Genomic DNA, 22,829 nt, shown 5'->3' with positions numbered 1-22,829 from the left:
CATTTGGCGGTCCTTTTTTTGTTTTTTTATGGCATAATGACGGATGTCACAGTTTTTCATTAGCGCTTTAAAGGTGGTCTTTCTTATTATGAATAAATTTTTTAAAGTAATGCTTATTTTTTTAACGTTTTTTATTAGTATTTTATTAGTTCAATTCACGATGAATTATATCAATTCAGAAAAAAACGATAAAGTAGGAGAAGTAAAAGTTCAATTATCCCCCGAGGAATTACAAACTCAAACGACCATTGCGATTACAGACATTATATTAAATCAATTATTGGAAAATGTGATTTTGAATATTGACTTCAAACCACATAAAGACCAACAAGATGTCAGTTTATATTTACAAGGGCGTGAATTTGTTTCAGAAGATACTTTACTAAAGGATAGCTACAATATTTTGAAAGATGTTAGCAAAAACGAGACAATCCGTGACTTTACTTTTAAGTGGTATATGCTCGTAAAAAATAAAAATACTGAGATTTTAACTCTTTCTTTTTCGCAGGATACAATTTCCCAAGTGGATAGCCTTTCTTACAAGCAATTAAAGAAATTGGCTACCCATTATGAAAAACATGAAGCTTTAAATTAACAAGAGCCGCGCTTTTAGCATTTTTGCTAGAAAGGCGGCTCTTGTTTATTACATCCTTTCGATTCCCTGGATGTTTCCCCCTCTAATCTACGCTGGATTTAATTCGAGTTCAACGGTAATTTTAATATCTTTCCCAACGAGTACGCCACCCGTTTCCAATGCGGCATTCCAAGTTAGTCCAAATTCTTCACGGTTAATTTTCGCTTCCCCTTCAAAACCATAAACTTCAACACCCCAAGGATTCGTCCCTTTTCCGTTATATTCTACGTCAAATGTAACTTGCTTTGTTACATCCTTAATCGTTAAATCCCCGGTCACCTGATAACCGTCACCAGATTTTTGGATTGTCGTCGATATAAATGTGCTTTTAGGATAAGTTTCAACATCAAAAAAGTCTGCTGCTTTTAAGTGGTTATCACGATCTTTACTTTTTGTTGTAATCGATGCTGTATCAATATAAAACGTAATAGTTGCAGTCGTTAAATCCGATAAATCATCTGCTTCCACGTCCGCTGAAAATGAATCAAAGGTCCCTTTCACTTTTGATACCATCATATGCTTTACTTGAAATCCAATGTTCGTGTGTGACGTATCCACTGTCCATTTTGCCATTTAAATTTTCCTCCTAAAGCCGAATTTTTAGATTGTAAGTTTTTCTAAGCAGTCTTCATTTATATGTATACCCCCATTCCATTTATGCAAACTATTTATATCCAATAAATTGCTAAAGAAAAAACCATCTTTTCACCCAATGGGAAAAAAAGATGGTTTTAAGTTATTCATTTGCAAGAACGGAATTTAGCGTTGATTCATTATTGAATCGTATTGTTTATGTCATTTAAAGCATTTTGTACATGTTGAACCGCTGCTATCAGCTCTTCTTTTTGCTTCGCTGTGAAGAAACTATAATTAACGTAATCTTCTTTGCCCACTTCATAATATCCCAGAACTTCAATTAACTGCGCAATGGCTTCCGTTGCTGATGTCACCGTTTCGGTAGTTGCTCTTGCTGTGAAGATTTTTACAATTTCTTCAACTACTTCTGTTTGAGCCTTCACCGCGTATACTTCAGCATTTGCTAAGCTTGTTGCTGTTAGACGATTTTTCAACATATCTTCTAACATTGCACTAGCAGATGTCAGTACATTATTTTTACTCACATCAATAGTTGCTAGTTGTTTTTCTAACGCTTGAACATCACTTACAAGCTGCATAGCGACTTCTTCATAACCCTTTGTTGTCTTCTCTTGGAATAAACCAAATGCTATACGTTGGAATCCTGTTGCTTCTGCTTCTTGCCCAGCTACGATCGAACCATTAATCGCTTGATTCAGTTCCTCGAAATCGCCTGCAAGCGGTAAAAGTCGTTCATAATACATCGTTACAAGCGGATATAATTTTTGCGCTTCTGCTAATTTTCCTTCTTGAACAAGTGTAGCCAATAATTTCGTATCTGCTACAAAATCGGCCATTTGTGTAGCACTATATTCACGGAAGAGGGCTGCTTCACTTGCAACGTTTATTTCTTCTACTACTTCTTGTTGTTCCACTTGTGTTTTTTCTACAGGCTGCTCTTTGTCTCCACAAGCTGCTAAAACAGCGACAGACATGAAAACAACAGCTAATTTTTTTGTATAATTCATATTATTCACCTCATATTAGTTCAGTCCACAATTTTAGCATGGACAACAAAGCGTTCTTTATCATTCACAGATGTCGTACATGTCGAAAACGTAATAATTTTATCATTTACTGACACATTAACCGGCATCTTAATTTTGGAACGTTGCTGGATTTCATTTAAAAACTGTTCAAATGTTGCATCTGAAAATTGTGTTTCAATATAATAAAAATCAGTTGTCGTTTCATAGGCAGCAAATACTTGCAGTTCATATTTTTCGGACGCCGTTTCATAAACAAATACTGGATGCTCATTGGCATATTGCTGCTGTGCAAATTTAGAAAGCTCCCCAAACATCGTCTCGTTACGCAGTACATGCCCATAAAAAATCGTGTGCCGATCTTTCATTGGTTCATTGCGAAAATCAGCAAAAATACTGCCCCCCCGACTTTTTTCATTCAAATAATTATGCGTTAAATAAAAATCATTATTATCCGTCTGCAAAACCGGGTTATCCAGTCGACTATCAGCCAATGATAGCCAGCCGATAATATTCGGATTTTGTTTTTGAAGTGTTGTAAGCGCACTCTCTTCCACCACTTGCTGCGCATCCTTTAGCTCTTTTTCTACATTTTTATAAGATAGCGCATACTGGATTAGCTGCACCGCACAAAAAAGCATGACGGCAACACTGATGATTCTTAGCCATTTACGCATGTTAAATACTTAACGGCATCATATAGAGCCCCAGTTCCTCATCTTCATGGAACACCGAATTGACACCGTACACTTTTTTGATTACTTCCTTTGTAATGACAGCACGCGGCGCACCTTCTGTAATGATTTGGCCCGCCTTCATTAAAATAATATGGTCACTGTAACGAATTGCTTGATTAATATCATGGAGCACCATCACAATCGTCAATCCATGTTGTTCATTTAATTGCTTCACAAGTTCTAATAATTCCAGCTGATAATAAATGTCCAAATACGTTGTCGGCTCATCCAAGCACAGCATTTCTGATTTTTGAGCAAGTGCCATCGCGATCCATACTCGCTGTCGTTCTCCACCAGAAAGTGCTGCTAAATCATTGTGACGCTTATCAAGTAAATTCGTACAGGCTAAAGCCCAAGAAACAGCATCTTCATCTTCTGACGTGTTTTTCTTAAATAAGGAAGTATGCGGCATTCGTCCATACATGACCAATTGTTCAACTGTTAAATCACTTGGAATATCATTTTGCTGATAAACAATCGCAAACTTCTTCGCAAAGTCTTTTGCTTTATATTCGATTAAGTCCCGATTTTCAAGGCGTGCCTGTCCTTCGAGTGGTCGATTATTGCGTGACATAACACTTAATAACGTCGACTTCCCACAGCCATTTGGTCCGATAATCGTCGTAATTTTGCCCTTTGGAATAACGGTTGATACCCCATTTAAATGACGTGTTGTTCCGTCATGCGAAACAATTACTTCTTTCATTTCCATCGTAACTGTCACTCTTTTCTAAGTAAAAATATTAAAAATGGTCCACCAATAATGGCCATAATTGTCGACGCTGGAATTTCCATCGGGGCAAATAATGTACGGCCAAGCGTATCTGCCAATAAGATAATAAACGCCCCTAATAACGCGGTAAATGGAATAAGTACTTTATGATCATAACCTACTAAACGGCGCGCAATATGTGGTACTAAAATTCCGACAAAGGCAATAACACCCGCTACAACAACTGACGAAGCTGCAAGTAAAACGGCTACGGCTGCAATAAGTAGTCGTGCTGCCGTTACATTAAACCCGATACTTTTCGCTGTTTTGTCCGATAATACTAACACGTTACACCAGCCATAGAACAGAAAAGCAAGCACTAAGCCAATCGTACCGTAAGTCGCCATTAGCGAAACATCATCCCATGTTTTTAACGTTAAATTGGACGTAATTGCTCCAGATGTGGATGCACCAAAGCTAATCATCGCCTCAGTTAAGCCTGAAAACATTGCGTTAATCGCAATTCCGACTAAAATTAATTTGAGTGGATTTAAACCTGATTTCCATGATAAGAAAAACACTAGAAAACAAGCGAACGCCCCACCGACAAATGCAGCAATCGGTGAGAAGAAAAACATCGTCGGTACAAAGGATACGATAAATAATTTCGTAAACGCAGCACCGGCAGAAATCCCAATAAACCCTGCATCCGCCAACGGGTTACGCATAATGGCTTGCAATAAAACGCCCGCTACAGACAGCGCAGCACCGGCAAATAAAGCAATAATAATTCTTGGAAAGCGCAAATCTTTAATGGCCGCCATCTTGTCATTATTAGCATCAAATAAGTTCACTATAAATTCACCAAAGCCCATTTGAATACTACCTGTTGTAGCGGCATAAACAATCGTCAGAAACAATAATAGTAAAACTACTAGAAAGCTACTAATTTTTTTCGTCACAGCAAACACCCTTTATCTCTAAATAGCCGACCAACCAAACCTTCATTTAGATTTTGCCGACCGTCTTACACATTATTTATAAAAAATAGTTACAAGCTCATTCAGTGCTTCTGGTACATTTAATGCGGCAGTTGTGCCAAATAGCTCCTCTTCTAAATCATACACTTCATCATTTTTTACCGCGGCAAAGTGCTTCCATACATCATTCGTTTTAAATTCATCATCAAACATTTTAATGACTTCATCCGGCATCCCGTGCGCTAATCGTAAAATGATATCCGGATTAGATTCGTATAAATATTCTGTGTTGGATGGTAAGTATTCCGCATCTTGTCCAGCCATTACATTTTCACCACCGGCTAAACGAACTAAATCACCTGCGTACGATTTTTCAGTTGCCACTAAATAGCTTCCTGGTACACCTAGTAAAATAAGTACTTTAGGTTTTTCCTTATCACTGGAAATAAGCTCTACAGCATCAATTTCCCCCTGCAGCTCTGAAATTAATGTTTCAGCCTCTGCCGTTCGATTATAGCGTGCACCAATTTCTTTGATTTCAGAAAGCATCGTTTCAATACCCGTTAAATCCACGAAATCCACTGGAATTTTTAACTGTTCAAACTTATCTTTCAAATCGTATTCCAACGTCGACACCGATAATACTTCTGTCGGATTCAATGATTTAATAATTTCTGCATCAGGATCCATCGCATTTCCAATCGTTGGTAACCCTTCGAAACGTGCTGGTAAATGCTTTACAGTTTCTGGCACTGCTACTGCATCTAAATTGAGTTTATCCATAATTTCTGCCAAAACAACCGTACCTGCAATAATACGATGCTCTTCTTCAACAGTAGTAGATTGCTCTACCTCGGTATCAGGTGCATTTTGCTTTACTGCCTCTTCTTCATCATTTCCACAGCCAGCTAAAAGTGCTACTCCTAATGCTAGACTTGCAAGCCATTTTTTCATGTTATGTATCCTCCTATATTGATTAAACTGAAGTAAATTTTCATCTGAAAAGTTGATGGGAATTTACTTCAATTTAATGCACAATACTTCAAAAAGGCAGTAACCTCCGCAACTAAGCGGAGGTACACTGCACATTCATTTTATTTTAAGCCGTCAATTACAGTTAACCCGTTATTTAAAACTTTTGCCATTTGTCCACGTGTTAATTTAAGATCTGGATTAAATTTACCTTCATAACCTGTCATAACGCCTAATTTATTTAACTCCGCAATCGCTTTTACTACTTCTACATCTTTTGCAGATACATCCGAGAAGTTTGCAGTAGCGCCAGTTGCTTTATAGCCTTGTTTTTCTAATAAACGGTAGATCATTAACGCAGCTTGCTTACGTGAAATATCTTGTGTTGGCGCAAATAATGTTTCTGTGTTGCCATTAATGACACCAATTCCGTTTAACGCTTTAATTGCACTTTGCGTTTCTGCATCGAATTTTGCGATATCTGTAAATTTCGTTGTTGCTGGTACTTCTAATGTTAACGCACGGTTAATCATTAATGCGAACTGTGAGCGTGTCACATTATTTTTCGGGTTAAATTTATCTGCTTCTTTGAAAATCCCTTTTGAATATAAAGAAACAATTGAGCCGTAACTTGCATCTTTCATAATATCTGTAAATGGATTTTTCTTACCGCCAAATTGTAATTGCACTGGATATTTTTCATCGTATTTGAAATCTCCAAAACGAACAGATAGATCAACTGTCGCATTATACATTTGTGTGATGTCTTTCACTGAAACTGTGTAAATTTTAACTGTATTTTCGCCGACAATTTCTTCTGACTTTTTCGCAACTGTTGCACCTGTTACAGTAAAGTCATTTAAATGTTGGCCTTCTGGGAAAGTGACATCTACATCATAACCACCCGCAGTAGCTGTTACCGTTACTTGGTCAGCTAAATATTTCCCTTGCATAATTGATAAGTCATTTTTTCCATCTGCATAGACAAATGCTGGTAACGTATTTGCTTCAGGTTTTGTTTCAGCTTTTGGTAACTCTAAGTTCGCTGTGTTTATTGCGAAACCGAAATCATACCATTTATCCATTTTGGCAGCTGGTACGACAACATGTACTGCTGATTTGTGTAAATCGCTAATTGAATTAATGTCAAAGCTTAATACGCGTGTCCCTTCCGTAGCAGAGCCAGAAACCGTCGTCGCTAATTGCTCATTTACTTTTAATGCAGCAATCATTGGATTTGATTTTTCAACTACTTCAACTTGTACTGAATATTTTCCACCTTTTACGATTAATTTTGCTTTTGGTGAGAAATGGCTTGAAATCGCTTTATAATTGCCAATGTTTGTTTCTGGCGCATAAGTATCAAACGTTACATCGTATATACCATCTGCCACTGAGTCAAACTTTTTACCTGGTGCGAACGGCTTTCCTGCTTCCTCTTCAGGCTTTGTCGGTTGATTTGATTCAGTTTTTTCTTGTTTAATAGAAGCTGGATCTGGTGTTAATATTGCTTTTGCATCCATTTTCCCTACTGGTGTCGTTAAAGTAAATGTCGCTTCAACTGGCTTAAAATCTGCTGAAACAGGAATTAAAATCATTTTACTACCATAGTTATAAACAGCTGTTTTACCATCTACTAATACTTCATCAACCATTGCTAATACTTGTTCTGTTAAGTTTAATTGAATATATTTTTGACCTTCGCGTTCTACTAAACTCCCTGTACCTGGAACGTATTTTGCAAGCATGCCTGTTGCATCTTCTACTTTGAAGTCGATCGTTTTTGTCGCTTTCGCAGAAGTATTTACTGCCTCTACTGAACGAGATGTTGCATCTGTTCCATTTACTTTAACCGATCCATCTACATCTGCTGAAACCGCCATTGCAGGTACGATTGCTGATGTTGCAAGTAATGATGCGATAATTGCTTTAGTTGCTTTTGATTTTTTAGCCATTGTTAAATTCCTCCTAGAAATATTAGTTAGTTTTTGGATTTTTCGTGCGTATGAAAATAATCATTGCCATAATGAACAACACAATTGCTAAAATCGGTAGCTCATCACTCGTCTCTGGATTTTCTACTACTTCTTTTTCTTCAGCCTTCTGCTCTTCTTGTGCTGGTGCTTGTTGCTCCTCAGTTGGCGTTTGTTGTGCCTCTTGTGAAACCGCTTTCTCATTTGTCATAGGCTGTTTCGTTTGTTCACTTGTTGACGAAGTAGTTGCATTTTCAGTTGTTGCTGGTTTATTTGAAGAAGTATTACTTCCTGACGATGAATTCGTTGTTTCTTGCTTCTTGGGTGGTTCTGGCACAACTGGCTTTGTTTCCGGTGCCGTTACTACTGGTGCCTTAGCTTCCGGTAAAGCACTGCTGTTAATGACAAAATCTACACTATAAGAATGATGGTAATCAATATCTTCAATATCAATTTTCATCGCAATTGTCACAACGTTGGGATTCGATATTGGAAATTGTACGACACGCTGATCCGCGCCCTCATTTGAACTTATAATACTTGCCCCACCAGGAGGTTTAAATTCAGTTACCCATGCACTTTTTTTAATCGTCAACTGCATCGTCATTTTCCCATCTTTTACGATGAGCTTTGCAGGCTTTGCAAAATAATCATTTGCCATTGACGCTGAATTACTGCCCGGTTTGTTTACTTGATAACTAACATCGTATGTACCATCTGCAATCGCCGCGTTTGAAATATTCGGTAATATAAACGGGCTCATGATGAGTAAGACCAATAAAAATAAGCTATATTTTTTCATGCCACCAATTCCTCCATTTCTTATATAATAATTTACCTATTCAGTAGAACTTTTTAATTCATTCCATTGTCTAGCATGCCATAAACTAGTATGGTAAACAATTGTCTAACCTCTATTTCAATCAGAATTATAACTTAATTGAGAATAATTTTCACTAATTCGTAATATTTACTACATCACTCATTAATCTTGACTCGTTTTTTTGTAGCTGCCGGTCCAAATGGATGTTTTATCCATTACTTTTAGAGTTCTATCCGCTACTTTTCGAATTCTATCCGTGACTTTCACTTTTTTATCTAAAAAAAAAGCTACGATCAAAAATCACATTAAATGACTTTTGATCGTAACCCCTTTATTAAACCGCTGTTTCCATCAATTTCTCTAAGTCTTCTTTAGTGAAATGGTAATTTTCATTACAGAAATGACAATTTGCTTCTGCCTGACCATCTGTTTGAATCATGTCTAGTATTTCTTCGTTACCTAAACTTACGATGGCATTAGTAACTCTCTCTTCAGAGCATTGACACTGGAATTGAACCGGCATTTTCTCTAAAACTTTTACATTTCCTACACCAAGTACCTGCTCAAGAATTTGTTCTGGCGTCAAACCATCCGCAATCATTGAAGAAATAGGCGCTATTACTTTTAACCGCTCTTCTATTGCGCTAATGATTTCTTCCTCTGCACCTGGCAATAGTTGAATAATAAAACCACCCGCCGTTTGAATTGTATTATCAGGGTTCACTAGTACACCTACCCCTACAGCAGAAGCCGTTTGTTCAGAATTAAAAAGATAAGATGTGAAATCTTCACCAATCTCACCAGACACAAGGGGGATTTGCCCTACAAATGGGTGCTGCAATCCAATATCTTTTGATACAGTCATCAATCCATCTGTTCCAACAGCTCTTTTCACATCTATTTTTCCTTGTTCAATCAGGTCAAAATGGGTCTGAGGATTCGAAACAAAGCCTCGTACTTCTCCATTGGCATTTATATCGACAAGAATTGTGCCAATAGGACCCCCACCGTTAATTTTCACTGATATTTTTTCTTCACCTTTAAGCATTGCTCCTAGCATGACTCCCGCAGTCATTGCGCGTCCTAATGCAACAGAAGCAGTTGGCCATGTGTTATGGCGGCGTTGGGCTTCTCCAATTGTTGCCGTTGTATTCACTGCATAAACTCGTACTTGATCATTATATGCTAATGCCTTTACTAAATAATCGTTCATTTCGTTCTTCCTTTCATTGTATCCTGATCTAGAATAATTCCTGTGCCAATAACTTATATACATTCAAACGTTTCTCTTGGGAATGAGGAATGCTGCAAATCATTGCTTCATCAAATCCGTAGTGTGCTTGCTCTTCTTGTAATATTGTTGCGATTTCTTTTGCAGATCCTACTAAATGAATTTTACGATTTTCTTGAATAATCATCCGGTCCATTTCTGTCAATGGATAATCACGCGCTTCTTCAGGTGTTAAAACTTGCCCAATCTTGCCTTGCATAAACAGTAAACGCCAAATATCTTGTGGCATTGCCTCGAACTCGGCTTCTTCTTTTGTTTCAGCTGTTGTCACCATATAAGATACATTAATTTCTGGCTTCTCCATAAAGGCTGAAGGTTGGAAATTCCTTTTGTATAAATCTAAAATTTCCTTCGTCATTTGACCATTAAAAAATTGTGCAAATGAATAACCAACACCTCTGCGCCCAGCCTGTACAGCACTGTTGCCACTAGAACCTAATAGCCAAGCTTCCGGCAAAGAGATTTGGGATGGTGTGGCCATCGTTTTGTTATATAAATCATCATTCGGCACTTCGTCGTTAATCAACTGCAATGTCGTATCAAATTTTTCATACATATTATTCGTCATTGGTTGGCGTCCTTCAGATAAAGCATAAATGGAGTGGTTATCCCCTCCCGGAGCGCGGCCTACGCCAAAATCAATGCGTCCCGGTGAAAATGCGCTTAGTGTTTTAAACACTTCCGCTAGTTTTAATGGAGAATAATGCATCATCATCACTCCACCCGTTCCAATTCGGATATTTTCTGTTTTAGCAGCCAAATGAGCGGCCGTCACTTCTGGAGCTGAACTTGCAAAAACATTTGTTGCATGATGTTCTGCCATCCACATTCGGTGATAGCCTAATTGATCTCCTAAAATCGCTAGTTCTTCTGCCTTTTTCAAAGCGTCTGCTGCCATATTCCCTTTTGTAACAGGAGCTTGGTCCAATATACTTAATTTCATCTAGATAACTTCCTTCCAATAAGCTTATTTTTCCGGTTATTCCAGTTCTTTTTCTTTACGTAATTTTTCCGGTGTTACGTCATTTCCAAGCGGGTCCAGTATTGTGATCCCTGAAAAAGTGTCTAGAACTTGTCCACGAATTTCACGTAAGTAGTCTTCACGCAATACTTGTTGTTCCACCTTTTCAGCATTCGTCAAACCTTCTTCACGCTGTTTTTTCGATAATTCGTTAATGCGTGCTAAATTATTTATCATCTTAATTCCTCGCTATTCTCTTTATTTAGGTTGTGCGTGCAGGGAAATGCGGTACTACATATTCGGCTAATTCTTGTATCACTTCAGCTACAGGACGATTACCATTCTTCAATGCAAGAATGATATGATTAATCCCCATATCTTGCAACGCATACAAATAATCGATTAAAAACTTATGACCCGATGTAAAGCCTACTTTTACCGGAATCGGATGAGGTGGCGCATTGGGATTTTCAGACAGGTTAATAACTAACGGCTGAATGAACGGCTTAAACGTTCCAGTTGCTTCCCTCCAACGCTTGATTAGCTCACGTTGACGATTCGCTTCTTGCGCATAAAACATCCAACCGTCTGTATTATCCGCTAACCATTCAATTGTTTGCCCAGAATACCCTGTACCGAATATTGGAATGTCGGCATTAGCTGGCTTAGGAATCACATCTCCCTCAGTTAGTCCCACTCGCTGTGACTGTATTTTAGGGAATGTTTCTTTCCACACTTTTCTCATAACCAATATGGACTCCCGAAACAATTCTGCACGGTCCTCCCGTTCCACTTTAAATGCAGGAAACTCAATTGGACGGTCTCCAGTTGCAGTACCAAATAACAGGCGTTGCTTCGATATTTCATCCAAAGTAGCTGCTGACTTCGCTAAGTGAAGCGGGTGTCGCAATGACGTGACAACACTCGCAGTACCTAGCGCGATTTTATTCGTATGTGCCGCTACGTATGTAAGAAATAGAAAAGGATCGTACAGAACGCCATCATCCCCAAAGTTGGGATCATAAAGTGGTGAATCCCTCACAAATAACGAAGCAAACCCAAGTTCCTCCGCTTGTTTTGCCAGTATCATTTGCTGTGCTAAATCCATTGTCTGAAATTTGTCCGAAGACAACTCCAATGGAAATGAAAGACCAAGCGTCAATTTATTTTCTTTAAATGTTCGTGCAAAACCACTGTGCGATTGAAATTTCTCCAAATTTATTCCACCTAACTTAGGAAGGTTCTCTACTTATTGAACCATCTTTTCCTTTACCCACTCTTGAAGTAATTGCACTTTTGAAGGATAATTCTCATTTATTTCTTCATATAATGACGCCACAGTTTCACGCTTTAACACGGATTGCCAAGAGGACTCAGCTTCCTCCATTAAATTCGTTAACAAGCAGCACGAATCTTCCTCTTCTAACTCAAACATGTCATGTAAAATACCACTAGAGGTATACAATGATTGTTGTCCCTCAATAGCAAGATAAATATCATAAACTCGAATGTCTTCAGGCTTTTTCTTTAACTTAAATCCACCTTTAACCCCTGGCACAGAAGTAATCAAGTCCGCACTCACTAACTTTCTCAATAATTTTTGAAAATACGTTGGTGAGGCGTCTAATTGCTGGCTAATTACTTCGCCCGGTAATACCGCCTTATCTGGTAACATATTAAGGATCAAAATGGCATAGACAGATTGTTCAACCCCGGTTTTCATCTGCATAAAATCACCTCCCGCAATTCATAATTCTTCCACTTTATATTTCAAACTAACATAGATAATGTTTATCCACGTTAGTTTAACTTGTTATCTTTAAAAAGTAAATTATTTTGCACTGTCTTTATCGTAAACATAGTGATTGACAATCCATATGAAATTCAAATTGTATCCGAACTAGGTCACGTACTAATTTTTGAAAATAAAAACACCTTTCATTGAAAAACAGGTATTGAAAACCTATTAATCAATATAAAGGTGTTTTTTTCGGTACATATGTGCGTTACTCTAAAGCCTAAACTTATTATTTTTTAACTTCTTCTGGATGGAAGCCGTCTTTTTGTAAATAGTTAGGATGCGCCCAAATATTTAACTTTTTCGCTTCTGCCTCTTGTTGAATTTCGCGTAGCTCATCTTCTAAAGAGTTATTTGGTTTATTGACATAGCGTACAGCTGCAAGTCCTTCATTTAATAAAACTTCATGCAAGCTCACACCATCAACGAACACATAAGCTAATAATCGGTCATACTTATCTGCTTCCGGTCCTTTATCGAATAACAATTGAACCGACTTGGCATCTTCTAACAATTGCGTTGTTAATTGTTTTGCCGCCTCTGCATAAGGCATCGGATCACCCTTATCGTAATTCATTTCAGGTGTATCAATCATTAATAAACGGACGCGCTGCTTTTGCCCATCCATTTTAACACTCATCGTATCACCATCATTTGCAGAAATAAACTCTACATCAATTAGTTGCTTTCCTGTTTCGTTCATTGCGAGTTCAGGCGTAATGCGATAATGCTTTTGTTCTTGTGTTACCGAATTATATTGTATATTGTCATTTGTTTGCGGCTGTTCATCGGTCGGTTTAGAAAAAACTAAATATAACCCGACTGCAAGAATAATCGTCCCGCTAGTAATGAGTGTTTTAATATCACTTAATTTCATTTGGTAAATCCTTTCAATCAATTAGATTTCTATAAGTTAGATTTCAGTTTTTGGTTTCGTAGTTGGGCCTAACTCTACTGGAGGAATATCAGCAAATGTTTCGCCTTCCTCTTCTAAATCACGCATACGGTGAGCAATTCGTGATGCCGCACATGCCGCAATACTACCGACTAAATCATCTAAAAATGTATTAACGGAACCGCCCGCCTTCGTATCTAACTTTTCTATAATGCCGATCTTTTGTTTATCTAAATGCCCAAAAGTCGTCACCGCGATACTACCATACGTAAATACCGAACCTAATGCTAATGTTTCATCCACACCGAACAGTCCTTCATCCGATTCAATGATAGCTTGCAATGGTGCAGAAAGCATGTTTTTTTCCGCTAATTCATCCAACTCAATTCCAACTAACACCGCATGCTGGACTTCACGTTTATTTAATACGCGCTCTACCGATTGAACACAATGTTCAATTGTTAAACCTTCGTTATATGGAGATTGCATAATATGAACAATTTCTGCAATGTCTTCAATTGTTACATGACGACGCAATAGCGCTTCATGGGTTGCTTTCGTCACTTCATCAGAATGAACTCGAACTCTTTTATTAGACATGTATAAATCCTCACTTTTATTGTATTTATCATAATTTTTTACTATCCATCTCCTATATTACACCTTTATTTTCCTTTGTGATACAATTTCGATACAATCACAGAACAGGAGTGACTATTTTGGAAAAGGGTACAGTAAAAGATATTGCGTTTTATAGCCGTTCACTAAATGAAGAATTAGATTTACTCATTTACATTCCAGCAAACTATTCTCCACTATACGAATATAACATTTTAATCACATCAGATGGTAGAGATTACTTTCAATTAGGTGGAATTCCTCGATTAGCTGATGAGTTAATTGATGATTACATAATTGAAAACGTTATCATTGTGGGTGTTCCTTATAAAGATGCTGCAGATCGACGCCGCAAATATATCCCAACAGGCGACCAATTCGAAGCTTATATGCGCTTTTTAGCACATGAACTAGTTCCCTATTTAGATGAAGAGTTCACGACGCATCAAATGGGCTCGGGCCGCACGCTCATGGGAGACTCCATGGCTGCTACGATTTCATTATTAACAGCGCTCCATTATCCGAATATTTTTGGGAAAGCCATTTTACAATCCCCTTATGTAGATGAACATGTGCTGCAAACCGTTCGTGACGCAAAAAGCCCAGATTTATTAGCTACTTATCATACAATCGGCTTGCGTGAAAATGAAGTCCGCTTTCCAAGTAATTCAGTCGCAAAAGACTTCCTAACACCAAACCGAGCAATGCATGAGCTCTTTGTAGAACGCGGTATCGAAACATTTTATGAAGAATTAGACGGTGACCATACTTGGAAAACTTGGAAGCCTGACCTAAAGCGTGCATTAACAAAAATTTTAGGTTCTTGAACGTTGTAAATGTTTATTGCAGAAATTTTCTGTTATAATTAAAGGATAATAGTAATTAATTTCTAGGGGGTAATGATTTTGAAATATGGTATTATTGCATTTCCATCAAAGAAAATACAAGATTTAGCAAACACGTATCGTAAACGTTATGATCCACACTATTCTTTAGTTACGCCGCACTTTACATTAAAAGATGCGTTTGATGCAGATGCGTCTCAAATTGACGATATTTCTAATAAGTTACAGGAAATTTCCACACAATTTACGCCGTTACAAATTCATGCTTCAAGAATTAGTTCATTTTATCCAACAACGAATACGCTATTTTTCCGTATCGAACCTACTTCACAATTAGAAACTTTGCACAAAACGATTCAAGAAACGTTGAATATTGGTGCATCTAAGCATGTCTTTGTCCCACACATCACAATTGCTCAAAAATTAACCGCTTCAGAGCATGACGATATTTTTGGTCAATTACGCATGATTGGTGTGGATGAGCACGACATTGTAGATCGCTTCCATTTGCTCTACCAATTAGAAGATGGCTCTTGGACAACATACGAAACATACAAATTGACTGGAGCTGAATAACAAGTGTTTGAAGTAAAATTAGTAACAACTGAGGAAGACCGAAATCGTGCTTTTTCGCTTCGTAAAGAAGTTTTCGTGAAAGAGCAAGGGGTTCCTCTCAGCTTAGAGCTTGATGAACATGATGAAACGGCTGTTCATTTCATCGTCAATGATGGAGATCAAACAATCGCGGCTGCCCGACTTCGAGAAATCGAACCAAAAATCGGGAAAGTTGAGCGTGTTTGTGTACTAAGCCATTACCGCGGAAAACGTCTCGGTGCATTAATTATGGACACAGTCGAACAACATGCGACTGCACTTGATTTTAAAAACCTAAAATTAAACGCACAATCTTATGCCGTGCCATTTTATGAAAAACTAAACTATACCGTGACATCCCCTGAATTTATGGATGCTGGTATTCCACATCGTGCTATGGAAAAGGTTCTTTAAAGAATATTTTAAGAAAGAGGATGTTTAATGTGCATTTGCAGCATTAAACATCCTCCTTTTTATTCCGCATTACCGCGGATTTTGGTGAAATCGAGCAATCAATGAGGATAATTCCCCACTGATTGAAAGTTCACATTAGCGCATTAATTTTTCAATTTTACTAAAATCTAAAGAGTGCCCATCTTTTACAATGGATTGCACAATTTTTTCTTCCATATCACTTGAAATTGGTTTATTAGCGATTTTACTAACCTTTTTTACAATTTTCCGCACTTGCTTCTCATCAGTAAAATCTGCGTGTGTAAGGGCATTTGCTAAATTCATAATTTCATCAATACCCAAGCCAGTTTTACTTTCTACCTTTTTAAAAAAAGAATTATCCATTCAAATCTTCCTCCTATCAATTCCGCCTCGACATAATTGCGTACAGATTTTTCTTCTGGTGAACTCGTTAAAAAGTCTAGCCTAAGTTCGTCATACCCATGCGATAATAGCTAAACATCCTCCATCACGACAGTCCCCTTAAAAATCTGTGAATATCCGCTGGGGCATTGTGTCAACACGCCATTGATCACAAAGGTATTATCACAAGATGTGACAGATTTAGCCTTTGTTCCTCCAGCTTAATGTGATTCCTTCTATTCAGCCGGTGTTTGAATCCCACTTTGTAAAATTACATATTTAGCATTTATCCCCTACCTAAACAAGTAGGGGGTAAATGCCGGATCAAAATCAATTACGCCTTGGCGTAATTGCGTCCAGATTTTTTTCGAGCTCGCTCGAAAACTTCCCTTAAAAAAATCTGTGACATCCGCCGGGGCTTAATTTGGTTCAGTGGGGTTTGAAACCCCACTGAATCAATTTAGATAAATACGCTACCAACAATAATAAGTAAGATAAATAATACAACGATTAAAACGAAAGTGCCGCTATTATTACAGTTATTATATGCCGGTGTCTCATAGTTACAACATTGTTGTTGTTGCCAACCTCCATATCCAGACACAAAAATCCCCCCTTCCTATTTTGTAGTGTATGCACACCAAAATAATAAAAAGAGGGTTATCGTCTAGTCTACTTTTCCTTTTGACTTAAAAATTATTGCCGCGATAAAACCAAAAATAATGGCTGCACTAATTCCTGAGCTTGTCACCTCGAACATGCCGGTTAATACGCCAATCCATCCATGCTTTTCCGCTTCAGCCATTGCTCCATGTGTCAGCGAATTTCCGAAAGATGTAATTGGTATTGTAGCGCCTGCCCCAGCAAAGTCAATAAGCGGTTCGTATAATCCCAAGCCATCTAATATTGCGCCACATACGACCAAAATCGATAATGTATGTCCAGGTGTTAATTTGGCTACATCCATCAACAATTGACCAATCATACAAATTACTCCACCTACTATAAAAGCAAATAAAAATGTAAACTCCATGAACTGATCACCCCATCCCAATTTCTATCGCATGTGCTGTACAAGGTATTGTTTCGCCTTGCTGGTATGATAAAGGGGATAGCAATGCACCTGTTGCGACAAGTAGCGCTTTTTTATAGCGTCCACTTTTAAATTGTTCAAGTAAATAGCTAAAGTATACCGATGCCGAACAACCTGGTCCACTAGCACCCGCTTGGAATGCCGAGTCTTCGCCATAATATTCCGCACCAGCATCGCGAAATCTCGCCAAATCCTCTTTCGCTACCCCACTTTGAGCGAACATTGCCTTCAATATTTTCAATCCAATTTTTCCTAAATCACCCGTCATAATGACATCATAATCTTGAATTTTTTGGCCGCGCTTTTTTAAATGCGCTTGGATTGTTTCAAATGCAGCCGGTGCCATTGCGCCCCCCATATGAAATGGATCTGTTGCGCCAAAGTCCACTACCTTTCCAATCGTCGCAGCTTCAATAGAAGGAAATTCATCATGATGCTTTCCTACGAGTGCAAATCCAGCCCCCGTTACTGTCCATTGAGCAGTTGCTGGCTTTTGAGATCCATAAGCGACAGGATAACGAAATTGCCGTTCTACCGCATTGTGCTGACTGGACGCACCAGCAATCGCAAATTCACTAGCACCAAGCTCCGTCAGTAAAGCCGCGATAATGACTGACGAAACCGATGTCGCACATGCCGAAAATAAACCAATAAATGAAACTGCTAATTCCCTTGCAGCAAAATTTGTCGGGGTCATCTGATTAATCAAATCACCACCTAAAAAATAATCGATATCCAAATTATTTAAATTCGATTTCTTTAAAATAACTTGACATGCTTCTGAAATCAGTTGGACATGTCCTTGTTCATTTGTATTTTTATGTGATCTTTCATCCGTAAGCACTTTATCAAAATAAGAATGAAATACGCTACGTTTCTCCAGAGGCCCTACAATTGCAGCCGCTGCTAATATCGACGGTTTTGAATGGAAAACAATTACCACGAGGCTACACCTACCGATACTAAAATCAATTTAATGAGCGCAACGAAAAATGCAGATACTGTTCCAAATAAAATGACCGAACCCGCGAGTTTAAACATATTTCCGCCCACGCCGAGTACAAACCCTTCTGATTTATGTTCAATAGCCGCCGAAATTACAGCATTTCCAAATCCCGTAACCGGCACCGCACTTCCTGCACCTGCAAACTGACCGAGCTTGCGATATAATCCCAAACCCGTTAGAATCATTGCGATAAATACCATTGTTGCAACGGTTGGATTGCCCACTGTGCGTTCTGTAAAATCGAAGAAAATCATGTAAAAGAAAGATATCCCTTGTCCAATTGCACAAATGATTCCACCTACACCAAACGCTTTTAATAAATTAAGCCCATAAGGAGTAGGTGGAGATATTTGATCCTTTAATGTGTTATATTGTTGCTCTTTCAATTTACGTTTCCTCCTTAGCTAACTTTTTTAAATCATGAATTTTCTCCTGAACGTCTTGTTGACCCTGTTCGTCTATAATCTTCGTGGTTTCCCAAAACATCTTAAAATCAGTTGAAACTGTCACGTTCAAATTCGTAAATTTTTGCTCTAGTTTTTTCTGCCAGCTTTCTTCTACCTTCATACGATTCCATTTTTTCCACGGCTTTACTTGAATCGCCACAAATAATTCATCATTTAAGAAAATAACATTCGCCTCGTCAACGACATCCGCTTCCTTCAATAAATGCTGGATTTCCTGCTTATTTTGTTCCTCGTTGCCAGATTGATATACGAAAACCTTTTCACGCTCACCACAGCCAACTAATAATAAAGCAAAACATGCGACGACAAACCATTTCCGCAATTAAATCCCCCGTTTCTTAATCTTTTATCAAAGTATTGCCTTTCCATTTTTTATTTATTCATTATTTACAGAACAATACAATCGCCCGATTCATTTTTCACATCGGTCATAATGTATAGAGAATTTAAGATTAAGGAGGTGAAATATATGGGATGTGGAAGAGGTAATGAATCAAGTAACCATTCATCAAAACGTGGATGTGTATGTGAAGTTGTGCGCTCTATTTTAGAAATTCAAAATGCAGCAACTCAAAATGAATGTTCAGGTTGTACAACGAACTGTTTCTTAGAACCACTAGGAGGCATCGTTAGTCCAGCACGTCATTCTGCTGATACACGCGTATTCACATTATTAACGAAATCAGGTTGTCCGTTCTTCTCAACATTTAGCTCAACTGATATGCCTTGTGATGCTTGTGTATCAATTTATTTCCGTGTAGAGGATGTATTCGATAGTTGCTGTGCGACATTACGTGTACTTATTCCTTTAGACGAATGTAGAGACCCTGTACAATTATTAAATGACTACGGTTGTGAAATTAACATGCGTAAAGTATGTGATGTAGTTCATTTTGCTCCATCAGATAGCTGTATTACAGTTGATCTTGATTGTTTCTGCGCAGTACAATGTATCGCTGACGTAAATCTTGGAGTTTGTAACTAATCGCTAACCAATGTCATTAGCTTATGATTATATATTTCACTTAAACGTGCAAAAATGGGAAGCCCGACCAAAGGCTTCCCATTTCTTTATGAAGAACTATAAATTGCTACGATTTCATTGCCATCAATAATTCGCACACTATCAAAACATTGCAATTTCACATCACATTCATTCAACTTTTCAATCGATGCGACAACTTTCTCTCCGGACTTTAACACAAGCAATAATGGTCTTGGGTCTTTCGAAGGTCTTGAGAAGTAATGAAGTTGCCTTGCAATTAATGCGTTTTGAATCTTTTCAGGTGGGGTAGAAAGTGGTTCATAAACCGACGTACTTTCCTCAATATCAATAATTTCAACTATTTCACGGTAAAAACTTGGTGTATTAATAAAGAGTAACGGATGAATTTCCATATTACACATCCTTTTTTCTTACAATATGCAATAGACGTTCATCCTGTTCGTCACATAATTTGATTAATAAACGCGGAAGCTAGACCTAAGTAGATAACAATACTTGTTACATCATTTAATGTCGTAATAAATGGACCTGATGCAACAGCCGGGTCAACCCCCATTTTATGCATTAATAATGGAATGAATGATCCTGCTAATGTGGCTACAATAATGGAACAACAAATAGCTGCCCCTACTAATAAGCCAATGATTAATGATTGTTTCCAAATAAAAATAACACCGACAACAAGTGCACCACTTACAAGTCCCATAATGACACCTGTACCAAGCTCTCGTAGGACAAGCTTAAACTTACTTTTCCCACCTATATCCCCTGTTGCAATACCACGAACCGCAACAGCAAGTGCTTGTGTACCACTATTTCCAGATGTTCCTGAAATGAGTGGAATAAATGTTGCAAGCAATGCCACTTTATCTAATGTCGCTTCAAAAATCCCCATTAAACTGGACGTAAACATTCCTAAAAATAATAAAATAATAAGCCAAGGAAGGCGTTTTCCTGCTGCTTTAATTGGACCTGCATCGATATCATCCATATCCGAAATACCAGCTAATTTGGAGTAATCATCCTCAGCTTCTTCATCGATAACGTCAATAATATCATCGACGGTAATAATCCCTTGCAGTTCAAAATTATCATTAATAACGGGAATCGCTAAAAAGTTATAATCTTTCATAATATGCGCAATGCCTTCTTGGTCATCTGTTACTTTTACAGATACGACACGATCGCTCATAATGTCGCGTATCAGTGTATCTTCATTGGCAATAATTAAATCACGTAATGACATAACGCCTGTTAATTGATGGGCATCATTGACAACAAATATATAATAAATCGTTTCCGCTGTTGGTGCCTCTTTACGGAGAACGGTCATTGCCGAGCGCACAGTGGATGTTTCTAAAATCGAAACATACTCAGTTGTCATAATCGCACCGGCTGTATATTCTTCATAGCCTAATAATTCATTAATCTCTTCAACGGTTTCACTATCCATCATTTCTAAATAGCTTTCACGTTGCTCACTATCTAATTCATTTAAAACGTCAACTGCATCATCAGCATACATGAAACCTAGCATTGCTGCGCCGTATGCGGTATCCATCTCTTTTAAAAAGTCTTCATATTCATCATCATCTAGCTCAATTGCCTCAAAAATCGTTGCCATTTCTTGAGGGGATAAAAAGCGATAGATGGTCTGTCGTATATCTGGTCCTACCTCTTCATAAAACTGGGCTTGATCATACGGGTGAAGCACTAAAAAATGTTCACGAAATACTTCAATATTTTCTTCTAACAAAAGTAATCGTAACAATTCTCCGTCATATTGAGTTTCTTTATTCGTGGATTTTTCTTCTATCATGCTTGTTCCCCTCCTCTCGATTTTTTGATAACGCATTATTTTAGTACGTAATATAGACTCTCGTCAAGTGACTTTTTGTCATTAATACAGTATTAACATGTTGGGCTAGCTTAAGTACATATGACCAAGACAATTTCTATTTGCTCATATGGTTTCTATTTATATTGTAGGTTATTTAGGCTAGCTAAGCACATGAAACGTATATCAAGCTTTATTTTTCCCCACTAGAAAACCACCATTCAACAAAATCAAAATGGTGGTTTATGCATACTCAGTTATTTAGAAGTGGAATGAAATCGGTTGGTAATGGACTTTCAATTGTCATTTCTTCCCGAGTAAGTGGGTGTGGAAATTGAACGAATACACAATGGAGCGCTTGACGGTCTAACGATTGCAGACTGCCCCCATAAAGGTCATCACCTACTAATGGATGACCGACATGCGCCATATGAACACGGATTTGATGTGTTCTTCCTGTGTATAGCTTTAATCGCACATGTGAATTTTTATTCCCATGCTTTAAAACCGTTACATCGGTATGTGCAGCTTGTCCATCTGCGCTTATTTGCCGTTCAATGATGCTCGTATCTTTTCGACCAATCGGTGCTTTGATTGATTGTTTTTCTAACTTTACATGCCCTTCCACAACCGCTTCATATTCACGCTGAAGTTGCCCACTTTTTTGCTGTTCACTCATTAAATGATGAATATGACGATGTTTGGCAATCACCATTAAACCAGAAGTATCGCGGTCCAACCGTGTCACAATATGAACCGTTGAAGCAATCCCTTGCTGCTCGAAATAACCGCGCACATAGTTTGCAACACTTCCACTTGGATGCTCCCTTGAAGGAATGGTACTCATATAGGCAGGTTTATTAATGATAAGCAATGTCTCATCCTCATAAACAATAGCAAGTTCGCTGTATTCTGCTACGAGCCCTTCACTTACTTCCTCTGGCGGAAAAATGACTGTAACGACATCCCCACTAAACAATGGATGACGAACATTGCGTTCCTCCCCATTCACGTAGAGTGCCCCACCATCAAATTTAACAGCTGTTAATGTGCGCTTTGAAATGCCAAAACCTGCTAATGCCTCACGGAGTAATTGCCCGTCTAATTTTACTGTAAATTGTAATTGATATCTGTTATCCATATAGCTCC

29 protein-coding genes are annotated in these 22,829 nt (G+C 38.0%); 5 read left to right on the top strand and 24 right to left on the bottom strand.

Going from position 1 to position 22,829, the window contains the following annotated elements; genetic code table 11:
- Positions 1 to 88: 88 nt before the first annotated feature.
- Positions 89 to 595 carry a hypothetical protein gene (locus tag ACQKIH_RS13205; protein WP_427766701.1) on the top strand — a complete coding sequence of 169 codons (507 nt, stop codon included), beginning with the start codon at positions 89 to 91 and terminating at the stop codon, positions 593 to 595.
- A gap of 87 nt (positions 596 to 682) precedes the next feature.
- Here ACQKIH_RS13205 and ACQKIH_RS13200 read toward each other — a convergent pair whose 3' ends face one another.
- From ACQKIH_RS13200 to ACQKIH_RS13130, 15 genes are all read right to left on the bottom strand, one after another.
- The gene (locus ACQKIH_RS13200; RefSeq protein ID WP_427766699.1) at positions 683 to 1,207 is read right to left on the bottom strand and encodes a YceI family protein; all 525 of its coding nucleotides are present in this window, start codon (positions 1,205 to 1,207) and stop codon (positions 683 to 685) included.
- Between the two features lie 200 nt (positions 1,208 to 1,407).
- Positions 1,408 to 2,238 carry an EfeM/EfeO family lipoprotein gene (locus ACQKIH_RS13195; RefSeq protein WP_427766696.1) on the bottom strand — a complete coding sequence of 277 codons (831 nt, stop codon included), beginning with the start codon at positions 2,236 to 2,238 and terminating at the stop codon, positions 1,408 to 1,410.
- A 20-nt stretch (positions 2,239 to 2,258) separates the two neighbouring features.
- The gene (gene srtB / locus ACQKIH_RS13190) at positions 2,259 to 2,933 is read right to left on the bottom strand and encodes a class B sortase (protein ID WP_427766694.1); all 675 of its coding nucleotides are present in this window, start codon (positions 2,931 to 2,933) and stop codon (positions 2,259 to 2,261) included.
- A gap of 1 nt (position 2,934) precedes the next feature.
- On the bottom strand, positions 2,935 to 3,705 hold the full coding sequence (locus ACQKIH_RS13185; RefSeq protein ID WP_427766709.1) for an ABC transporter ATP-binding protein: 771 nt from the start codon (positions 3,703 to 3,705) through the stop codon (positions 2,935 to 2,937).
- An 8-nt stretch (positions 3,706 to 3,713) separates the two neighbouring features.
- Positions 3,714 to 4,667, bottom strand: a complete 954-nt coding sequence (locus ACQKIH_RS13180) for a FecCD family ABC transporter permease (RefSeq protein ID WP_427766692.1) — start codon at positions 4,665 to 4,667, stop codon at positions 3,714 to 3,716.
- 72 nt (positions 4,668 to 4,739) lie between these two features.
- Positions 4,740 to 5,639, bottom strand: coding sequence for a heme ABC transporter substrate-binding protein IsdE (gene isdE / locus ACQKIH_RS13175; RefSeq protein WP_427766689.1), 900 nt, complete (start codon positions 5,637 to 5,639; stop codon positions 4,740 to 4,742).
- A gap of 140 nt (positions 5,640 to 5,779) precedes the next feature.
- On the bottom strand, positions 5,780 to 7,612 hold the full coding sequence (locus ACQKIH_RS13170; protein WP_427766687.1) for an S-layer homology domain-containing protein: 1,833 nt from the start codon (positions 7,610 to 7,612) through the stop codon (positions 5,780 to 5,782).
- 22 nt (positions 7,613 to 7,634) lie between these two features.
- Positions 7,635 to 8,432: an NEAT domain-containing protein gene (locus ACQKIH_RS13165; RefSeq protein WP_427766684.1), complete on the bottom strand. Its 798-nt coding sequence runs from the start codon at positions 8,430 to 8,432 to the stop codon at positions 7,635 to 7,637.
- Between the two features lie 355 nt (positions 8,433 to 8,787).
- The gene (gene hslO / locus ACQKIH_RS13160) at positions 8,788 to 9,666 is read right to left on the bottom strand and encodes an Hsp33 family molecular chaperone HslO (protein ID WP_427766682.1); all 879 of its coding nucleotides are present in this window, start codon (positions 9,664 to 9,666) and stop codon (positions 8,788 to 8,790) included.
- Between the two features lie 28 nt (positions 9,667 to 9,694).
- Positions 9,695 to 10,687: an LLM class flavin-dependent oxidoreductase gene (locus ACQKIH_RS13155; RefSeq protein ID WP_427766680.1), complete on the bottom strand. Its 993-nt coding sequence runs from the start codon at positions 10,685 to 10,687 to the stop codon at positions 9,695 to 9,697.
- Positions 10,688 to 10,723: 36 nt separating this feature from the next.
- Entirely contained in the window at positions 10,724 to 10,942 is a 219-nt protein-coding gene (locus tag ACQKIH_RS13150) for a DUF896 domain-containing protein (RefSeq protein ID WP_427766678.1), read from the bottom strand.
- 25 nt (positions 10,943 to 10,967) lie between these two features.
- The gene (locus tag ACQKIH_RS13145) at positions 10,968 to 11,921 is read right to left on the bottom strand and encodes an LLM class oxidoreductase (RefSeq protein ID WP_427766676.1); all 954 of its coding nucleotides are present in this window, start codon (positions 11,919 to 11,921) and stop codon (positions 10,968 to 10,970) included.
- Between the two features lie 33 nt (positions 11,922 to 11,954).
- Positions 11,955 to 12,434 carry an Rrf2 family transcriptional regulator gene (locus ACQKIH_RS13140; RefSeq protein WP_427766674.1) on the bottom strand — a complete coding sequence of 160 codons (480 nt, stop codon included), beginning with the start codon at positions 12,432 to 12,434 and terminating at the stop codon, positions 11,955 to 11,957.
- Positions 12,435 to 12,732: 298 nt separating this feature from the next.
- Entirely contained in the window at positions 12,733 to 13,380 is a 648-nt protein-coding gene (locus tag ACQKIH_RS13135) for a thermonuclease family protein (protein WP_427766672.1), read from the bottom strand.
- Between the two features lie 36 nt (positions 13,381 to 13,416).
- Complete coding sequence (locus ACQKIH_RS13130; protein ID WP_057984224.1) at positions 13,417 to 13,998, bottom strand: phosphatidylglycerophosphatase A family protein; 582 nt, start codon at positions 13,996 to 13,998, stop codon at positions 13,417 to 13,419.
- A gap of 119 nt (positions 13,999 to 14,117) precedes the next feature.
- On the opposite strand from ACQKIH_RS13130, the gene ACQKIH_RS13125 reads away from it, so the two are divergent.
- The 3 genes from ACQKIH_RS13125 to ACQKIH_RS13115 all read left to right on the top strand — a co-directional run bounded on the left by ACQKIH_RS13125 (position 14,118) and on the right by ACQKIH_RS13115 (position 15,869).
- Entirely contained in the window at positions 14,118 to 14,843 is a 726-nt protein-coding gene (locus ACQKIH_RS13125) for an alpha/beta hydrolase (protein ID WP_427766669.1), read from the top strand.
- Between the two features lie 78 nt (positions 14,844 to 14,921).
- Positions 14,922 to 15,437 (top strand): 2'-5' RNA ligase family protein, encoded by a 516-nt coding sequence (locus ACQKIH_RS13120; RefSeq protein WP_427766666.1) that lies wholly within the window; start codon positions 14,922 to 14,924, stop codon positions 15,435 to 15,437.
- A gap of 3 nt (positions 15,438 to 15,440) precedes the next feature.
- Positions 15,441 to 15,869 carry a GNAT family N-acetyltransferase gene (locus ACQKIH_RS13115; RefSeq protein ID WP_057984230.1) on the top strand — a complete coding sequence of 143 codons (429 nt, stop codon included), beginning with the start codon at positions 15,441 to 15,443 and terminating at the stop codon, positions 15,867 to 15,869.
- A 135-nt stretch (positions 15,870 to 16,004) separates the two neighbouring features.
- Here ACQKIH_RS13115 and ACQKIH_RS13110 read toward each other — a convergent pair whose 3' ends face one another.
- From ACQKIH_RS13110 to ACQKIH_RS13085, 6 genes are all read right to left on the bottom strand, one after another.
- The gene (locus tag ACQKIH_RS13110; protein WP_427766662.1) at positions 16,005 to 16,253 is read right to left on the bottom strand and encodes a stage VI sporulation protein F; all 249 of its coding nucleotides are present in this window, start codon (positions 16,251 to 16,253) and stop codon (positions 16,005 to 16,007) included.
- A 478-nt stretch (positions 16,254 to 16,731) separates the two neighbouring features.
- Positions 16,732 to 16,875 (bottom strand): YjcZ family sporulation protein, encoded by a 144-nt coding sequence (locus ACQKIH_RS13105; protein ID WP_083493623.1) that lies wholly within the window; start codon positions 16,873 to 16,875, stop codon positions 16,732 to 16,734.
- A 63-nt stretch (positions 16,876 to 16,938) separates the two neighbouring features.
- Positions 16,939 to 17,304, bottom strand: a complete 366-nt coding sequence (spoVAE, locus tag ACQKIH_RS13100; protein ID WP_057984235.1) for a stage V sporulation protein AE — start codon at positions 17,302 to 17,304, stop codon at positions 16,939 to 16,941.
- A 7-nt stretch (positions 17,305 to 17,311) separates the two neighbouring features.
- Positions 17,312 to 18,307 carry a stage V sporulation protein AD gene (locus tag ACQKIH_RS13095; RefSeq protein ID WP_057984237.1) on the bottom strand — a complete coding sequence of 332 codons (996 nt, stop codon included), beginning with the start codon at positions 18,305 to 18,307 and terminating at the stop codon, positions 17,312 to 17,314.
- Complete coding sequence (spoVAC, locus tag ACQKIH_RS13090; RefSeq protein WP_427766658.1) at positions 18,301 to 18,756, bottom strand: stage V sporulation protein AC; 456 nt, start codon at positions 18,754 to 18,756, stop codon at positions 18,301 to 18,303. The genes ACQKIH_RS13095 and spoVAC overlap by 7 nt, the downstream gene beginning before the upstream one ends.
- A 1-nt stretch (position 18,757) precedes the next feature.
- A complete protein-coding gene (locus ACQKIH_RS13085; RefSeq protein ID WP_427766655.1) occupies positions 18,758 to 19,159 on the bottom strand; it encodes a YhcN/YlaJ family sporulation lipoprotein in 402 nt (133 codons plus the stop codon).
- A gap of 147 nt (positions 19,160 to 19,306) precedes the next feature.
- On the opposite strand from ACQKIH_RS13085, the gene ACQKIH_RS13080 reads away from it, so the two are divergent.
- Positions 19,307 to 19,822 carry a CotY/CotZ family spore coat protein gene (locus ACQKIH_RS13080; RefSeq protein WP_427766653.1) on the top strand — a complete coding sequence of 172 codons (516 nt, stop codon included), beginning with the start codon at positions 19,307 to 19,309 and terminating at the stop codon, positions 19,820 to 19,822.
- An 86-nt stretch (positions 19,823 to 19,908) separates the two neighbouring features.
- On the opposite strand, the gene ACQKIH_RS13075 is transcribed toward ACQKIH_RS13080, so the two are convergent.
- The 3 genes from ACQKIH_RS13075 to ACQKIH_RS13065 form a co-directional block, all read right to left on the bottom strand.
- Complete coding sequence (locus ACQKIH_RS13075) at positions 19,909 to 20,235, bottom strand: hypothetical protein (protein WP_057984245.1); 327 nt, start codon at positions 20,233 to 20,235, stop codon at positions 19,909 to 19,911.
- A 50-nt stretch (positions 20,236 to 20,285) separates the two neighbouring features.
- The gene (gene mgtE / locus ACQKIH_RS13070) at positions 20,286 to 21,662 is read right to left on the bottom strand and encodes a magnesium transporter (protein WP_427766651.1); all 1,377 of its coding nucleotides are present in this window, start codon (positions 21,660 to 21,662) and stop codon (positions 20,286 to 20,288) included.
- Between the two features lie 271 nt (positions 21,663 to 21,933).
- Complete coding sequence (locus ACQKIH_RS13065) at positions 21,934 to 22,821, bottom strand: RluA family pseudouridine synthase (protein WP_057984248.1); 888 nt, start codon at positions 22,819 to 22,821, stop codon at positions 21,934 to 21,936.
- Positions 22,822 to 22,829 lie beyond the last annotated feature (8 nt).

The sequence above is a fragment of the Solibacillus cecembensis genome (assembly GCF_050272495.1).
GTDB lineage: Bacteria > Bacillota > Bacilli > Bacillales_A > Planococcaceae > Solibacillus > Solibacillus cecembensis.
The sequence above is the reverse complement of the archived record's forward strand: the minus strand, read 5'-3'. Positions and strand labels throughout refer to the sequence as shown.

Bases quoted from the DNA above. Each gene is read 5' to 3' on its own strand.
- hslO (WP_427766682.1), bottom strand. From the start codon at position 9,666: ATGAACGATTATTTAGTAAAGGCATTAGCATATAATGATCAAGTACGA.
- ACQKIH_RS13075 (WP_057984245.1), bottom strand. From the start codon at position 20,235: ATGGAAATTCATCCGTTACTCTTTATTAATACACCAAGTTTTTACCGT.
- ACQKIH_RS13185 (WP_427766709.1), bottom strand. From the start codon at position 3,705: ATGGAAATGAAAGAAGTAATTGTTTCGCATGACGGAACAACACGTCAT.
- ACQKIH_RS13130 (WP_057984224.1), bottom strand. From the start codon at position 13,998: ATGTCTAATAAAAGAGTTCGAGTTCATTCTGATGAAGTGACGAAAGCA.
- spoVAE (WP_057984235.1), bottom strand. From the start codon at position 17,304: ATGGAGTTTACATTTTTATTTGCTTTTATAGTAGGTGGAGTAATTTGT.
- ACQKIH_RS13195 (WP_427766696.1), bottom strand. From the start codon at position 2,238: ATGAATTATACAAAAAAATTAGCTGTTGTTTTCATGTCTGTCGCTGTT.
- ACQKIH_RS13065 (WP_057984248.1), bottom strand. From the start codon at position 22,821: ATGGATAACAGATATCAATTACAATTTACAGTAAAATTAGACGGGCAA.
- ACQKIH_RS13150 (WP_427766678.1), bottom strand. From the start codon at position 10,942: ATGATAAATAATTTAGCACGCATTAACGAATTATCGAAAAAACAGCGT.
- ACQKIH_RS13170 (WP_427766687.1), bottom strand. From the start codon at position 7,612: ATGGCTAAAAAATCAAAAGCAACTAAAGCAATTATCGCATCATTACTT.
- mgtE (WP_427766651.1), bottom strand. From the start codon at position 21,662: ATGATAGAAGAAAAATCCACGAATAAAGAAACTCAATATGACGGAGAA.
- ACQKIH_RS13200 (WP_427766699.1), bottom strand. From the start codon at position 1,207: ATGGCAAAATGGACAGTGGATACGTCACACACGAACATTGGATTTCAA.
- ACQKIH_RS13080 (WP_427766653.1), top strand. From the start codon at position 19,307: ATGGGATGTGGAAGAGGTAATGAATCAAGTAACCATTCATCAAAACGT.
- ACQKIH_RS13155 (WP_427766680.1), bottom strand. From the start codon at position 10,687: ATGAAATTAAGTATATTGGACCAAGCTCCTGTTACAAAAGGGAATATG.
- ACQKIH_RS13140 (WP_427766674.1), bottom strand. From the start codon at position 12,434: ATGCAGATGAAAACCGGGGTTGAACAATCTGTCTATGCCATTTTGATC.
- ACQKIH_RS13110 (WP_427766662.1), bottom strand. From the start codon at position 16,253: ATGGATAATTCTTTTTTTAAAAAGGTAGAAAGTAAAACTGGCTTGGGT.
- ACQKIH_RS13135 (WP_427766672.1), bottom strand. From the start codon at position 13,380: ATGAAATTAAGTGATATTAAAACACTCATTACTAGCGGGACGATTATT.
- ACQKIH_RS13205 (WP_427766701.1), top strand. From the start codon at position 89: ATGAATAAATTTTTTAAAGTAATGCTTATTTTTTTAACGTTTTTTATT.
- srtB (WP_427766694.1), bottom strand. From the start codon at position 2,933: ATGCGTAAATGGCTAAGAATCATCAGTGTTGCCGTCATGCTTTTTTGT.
- ACQKIH_RS13165 (WP_427766684.1), bottom strand. From the start codon at position 8,432: ATGAAAAAATATAGCTTATTTTTATTGGTCTTACTCATCATGAGCCCG.
- isdE (WP_427766689.1), bottom strand. From the start codon at position 5,639: ATGAAAAAATGGCTTGCAAGTCTAGCATTAGGAGTAGCACTTTTAGCT.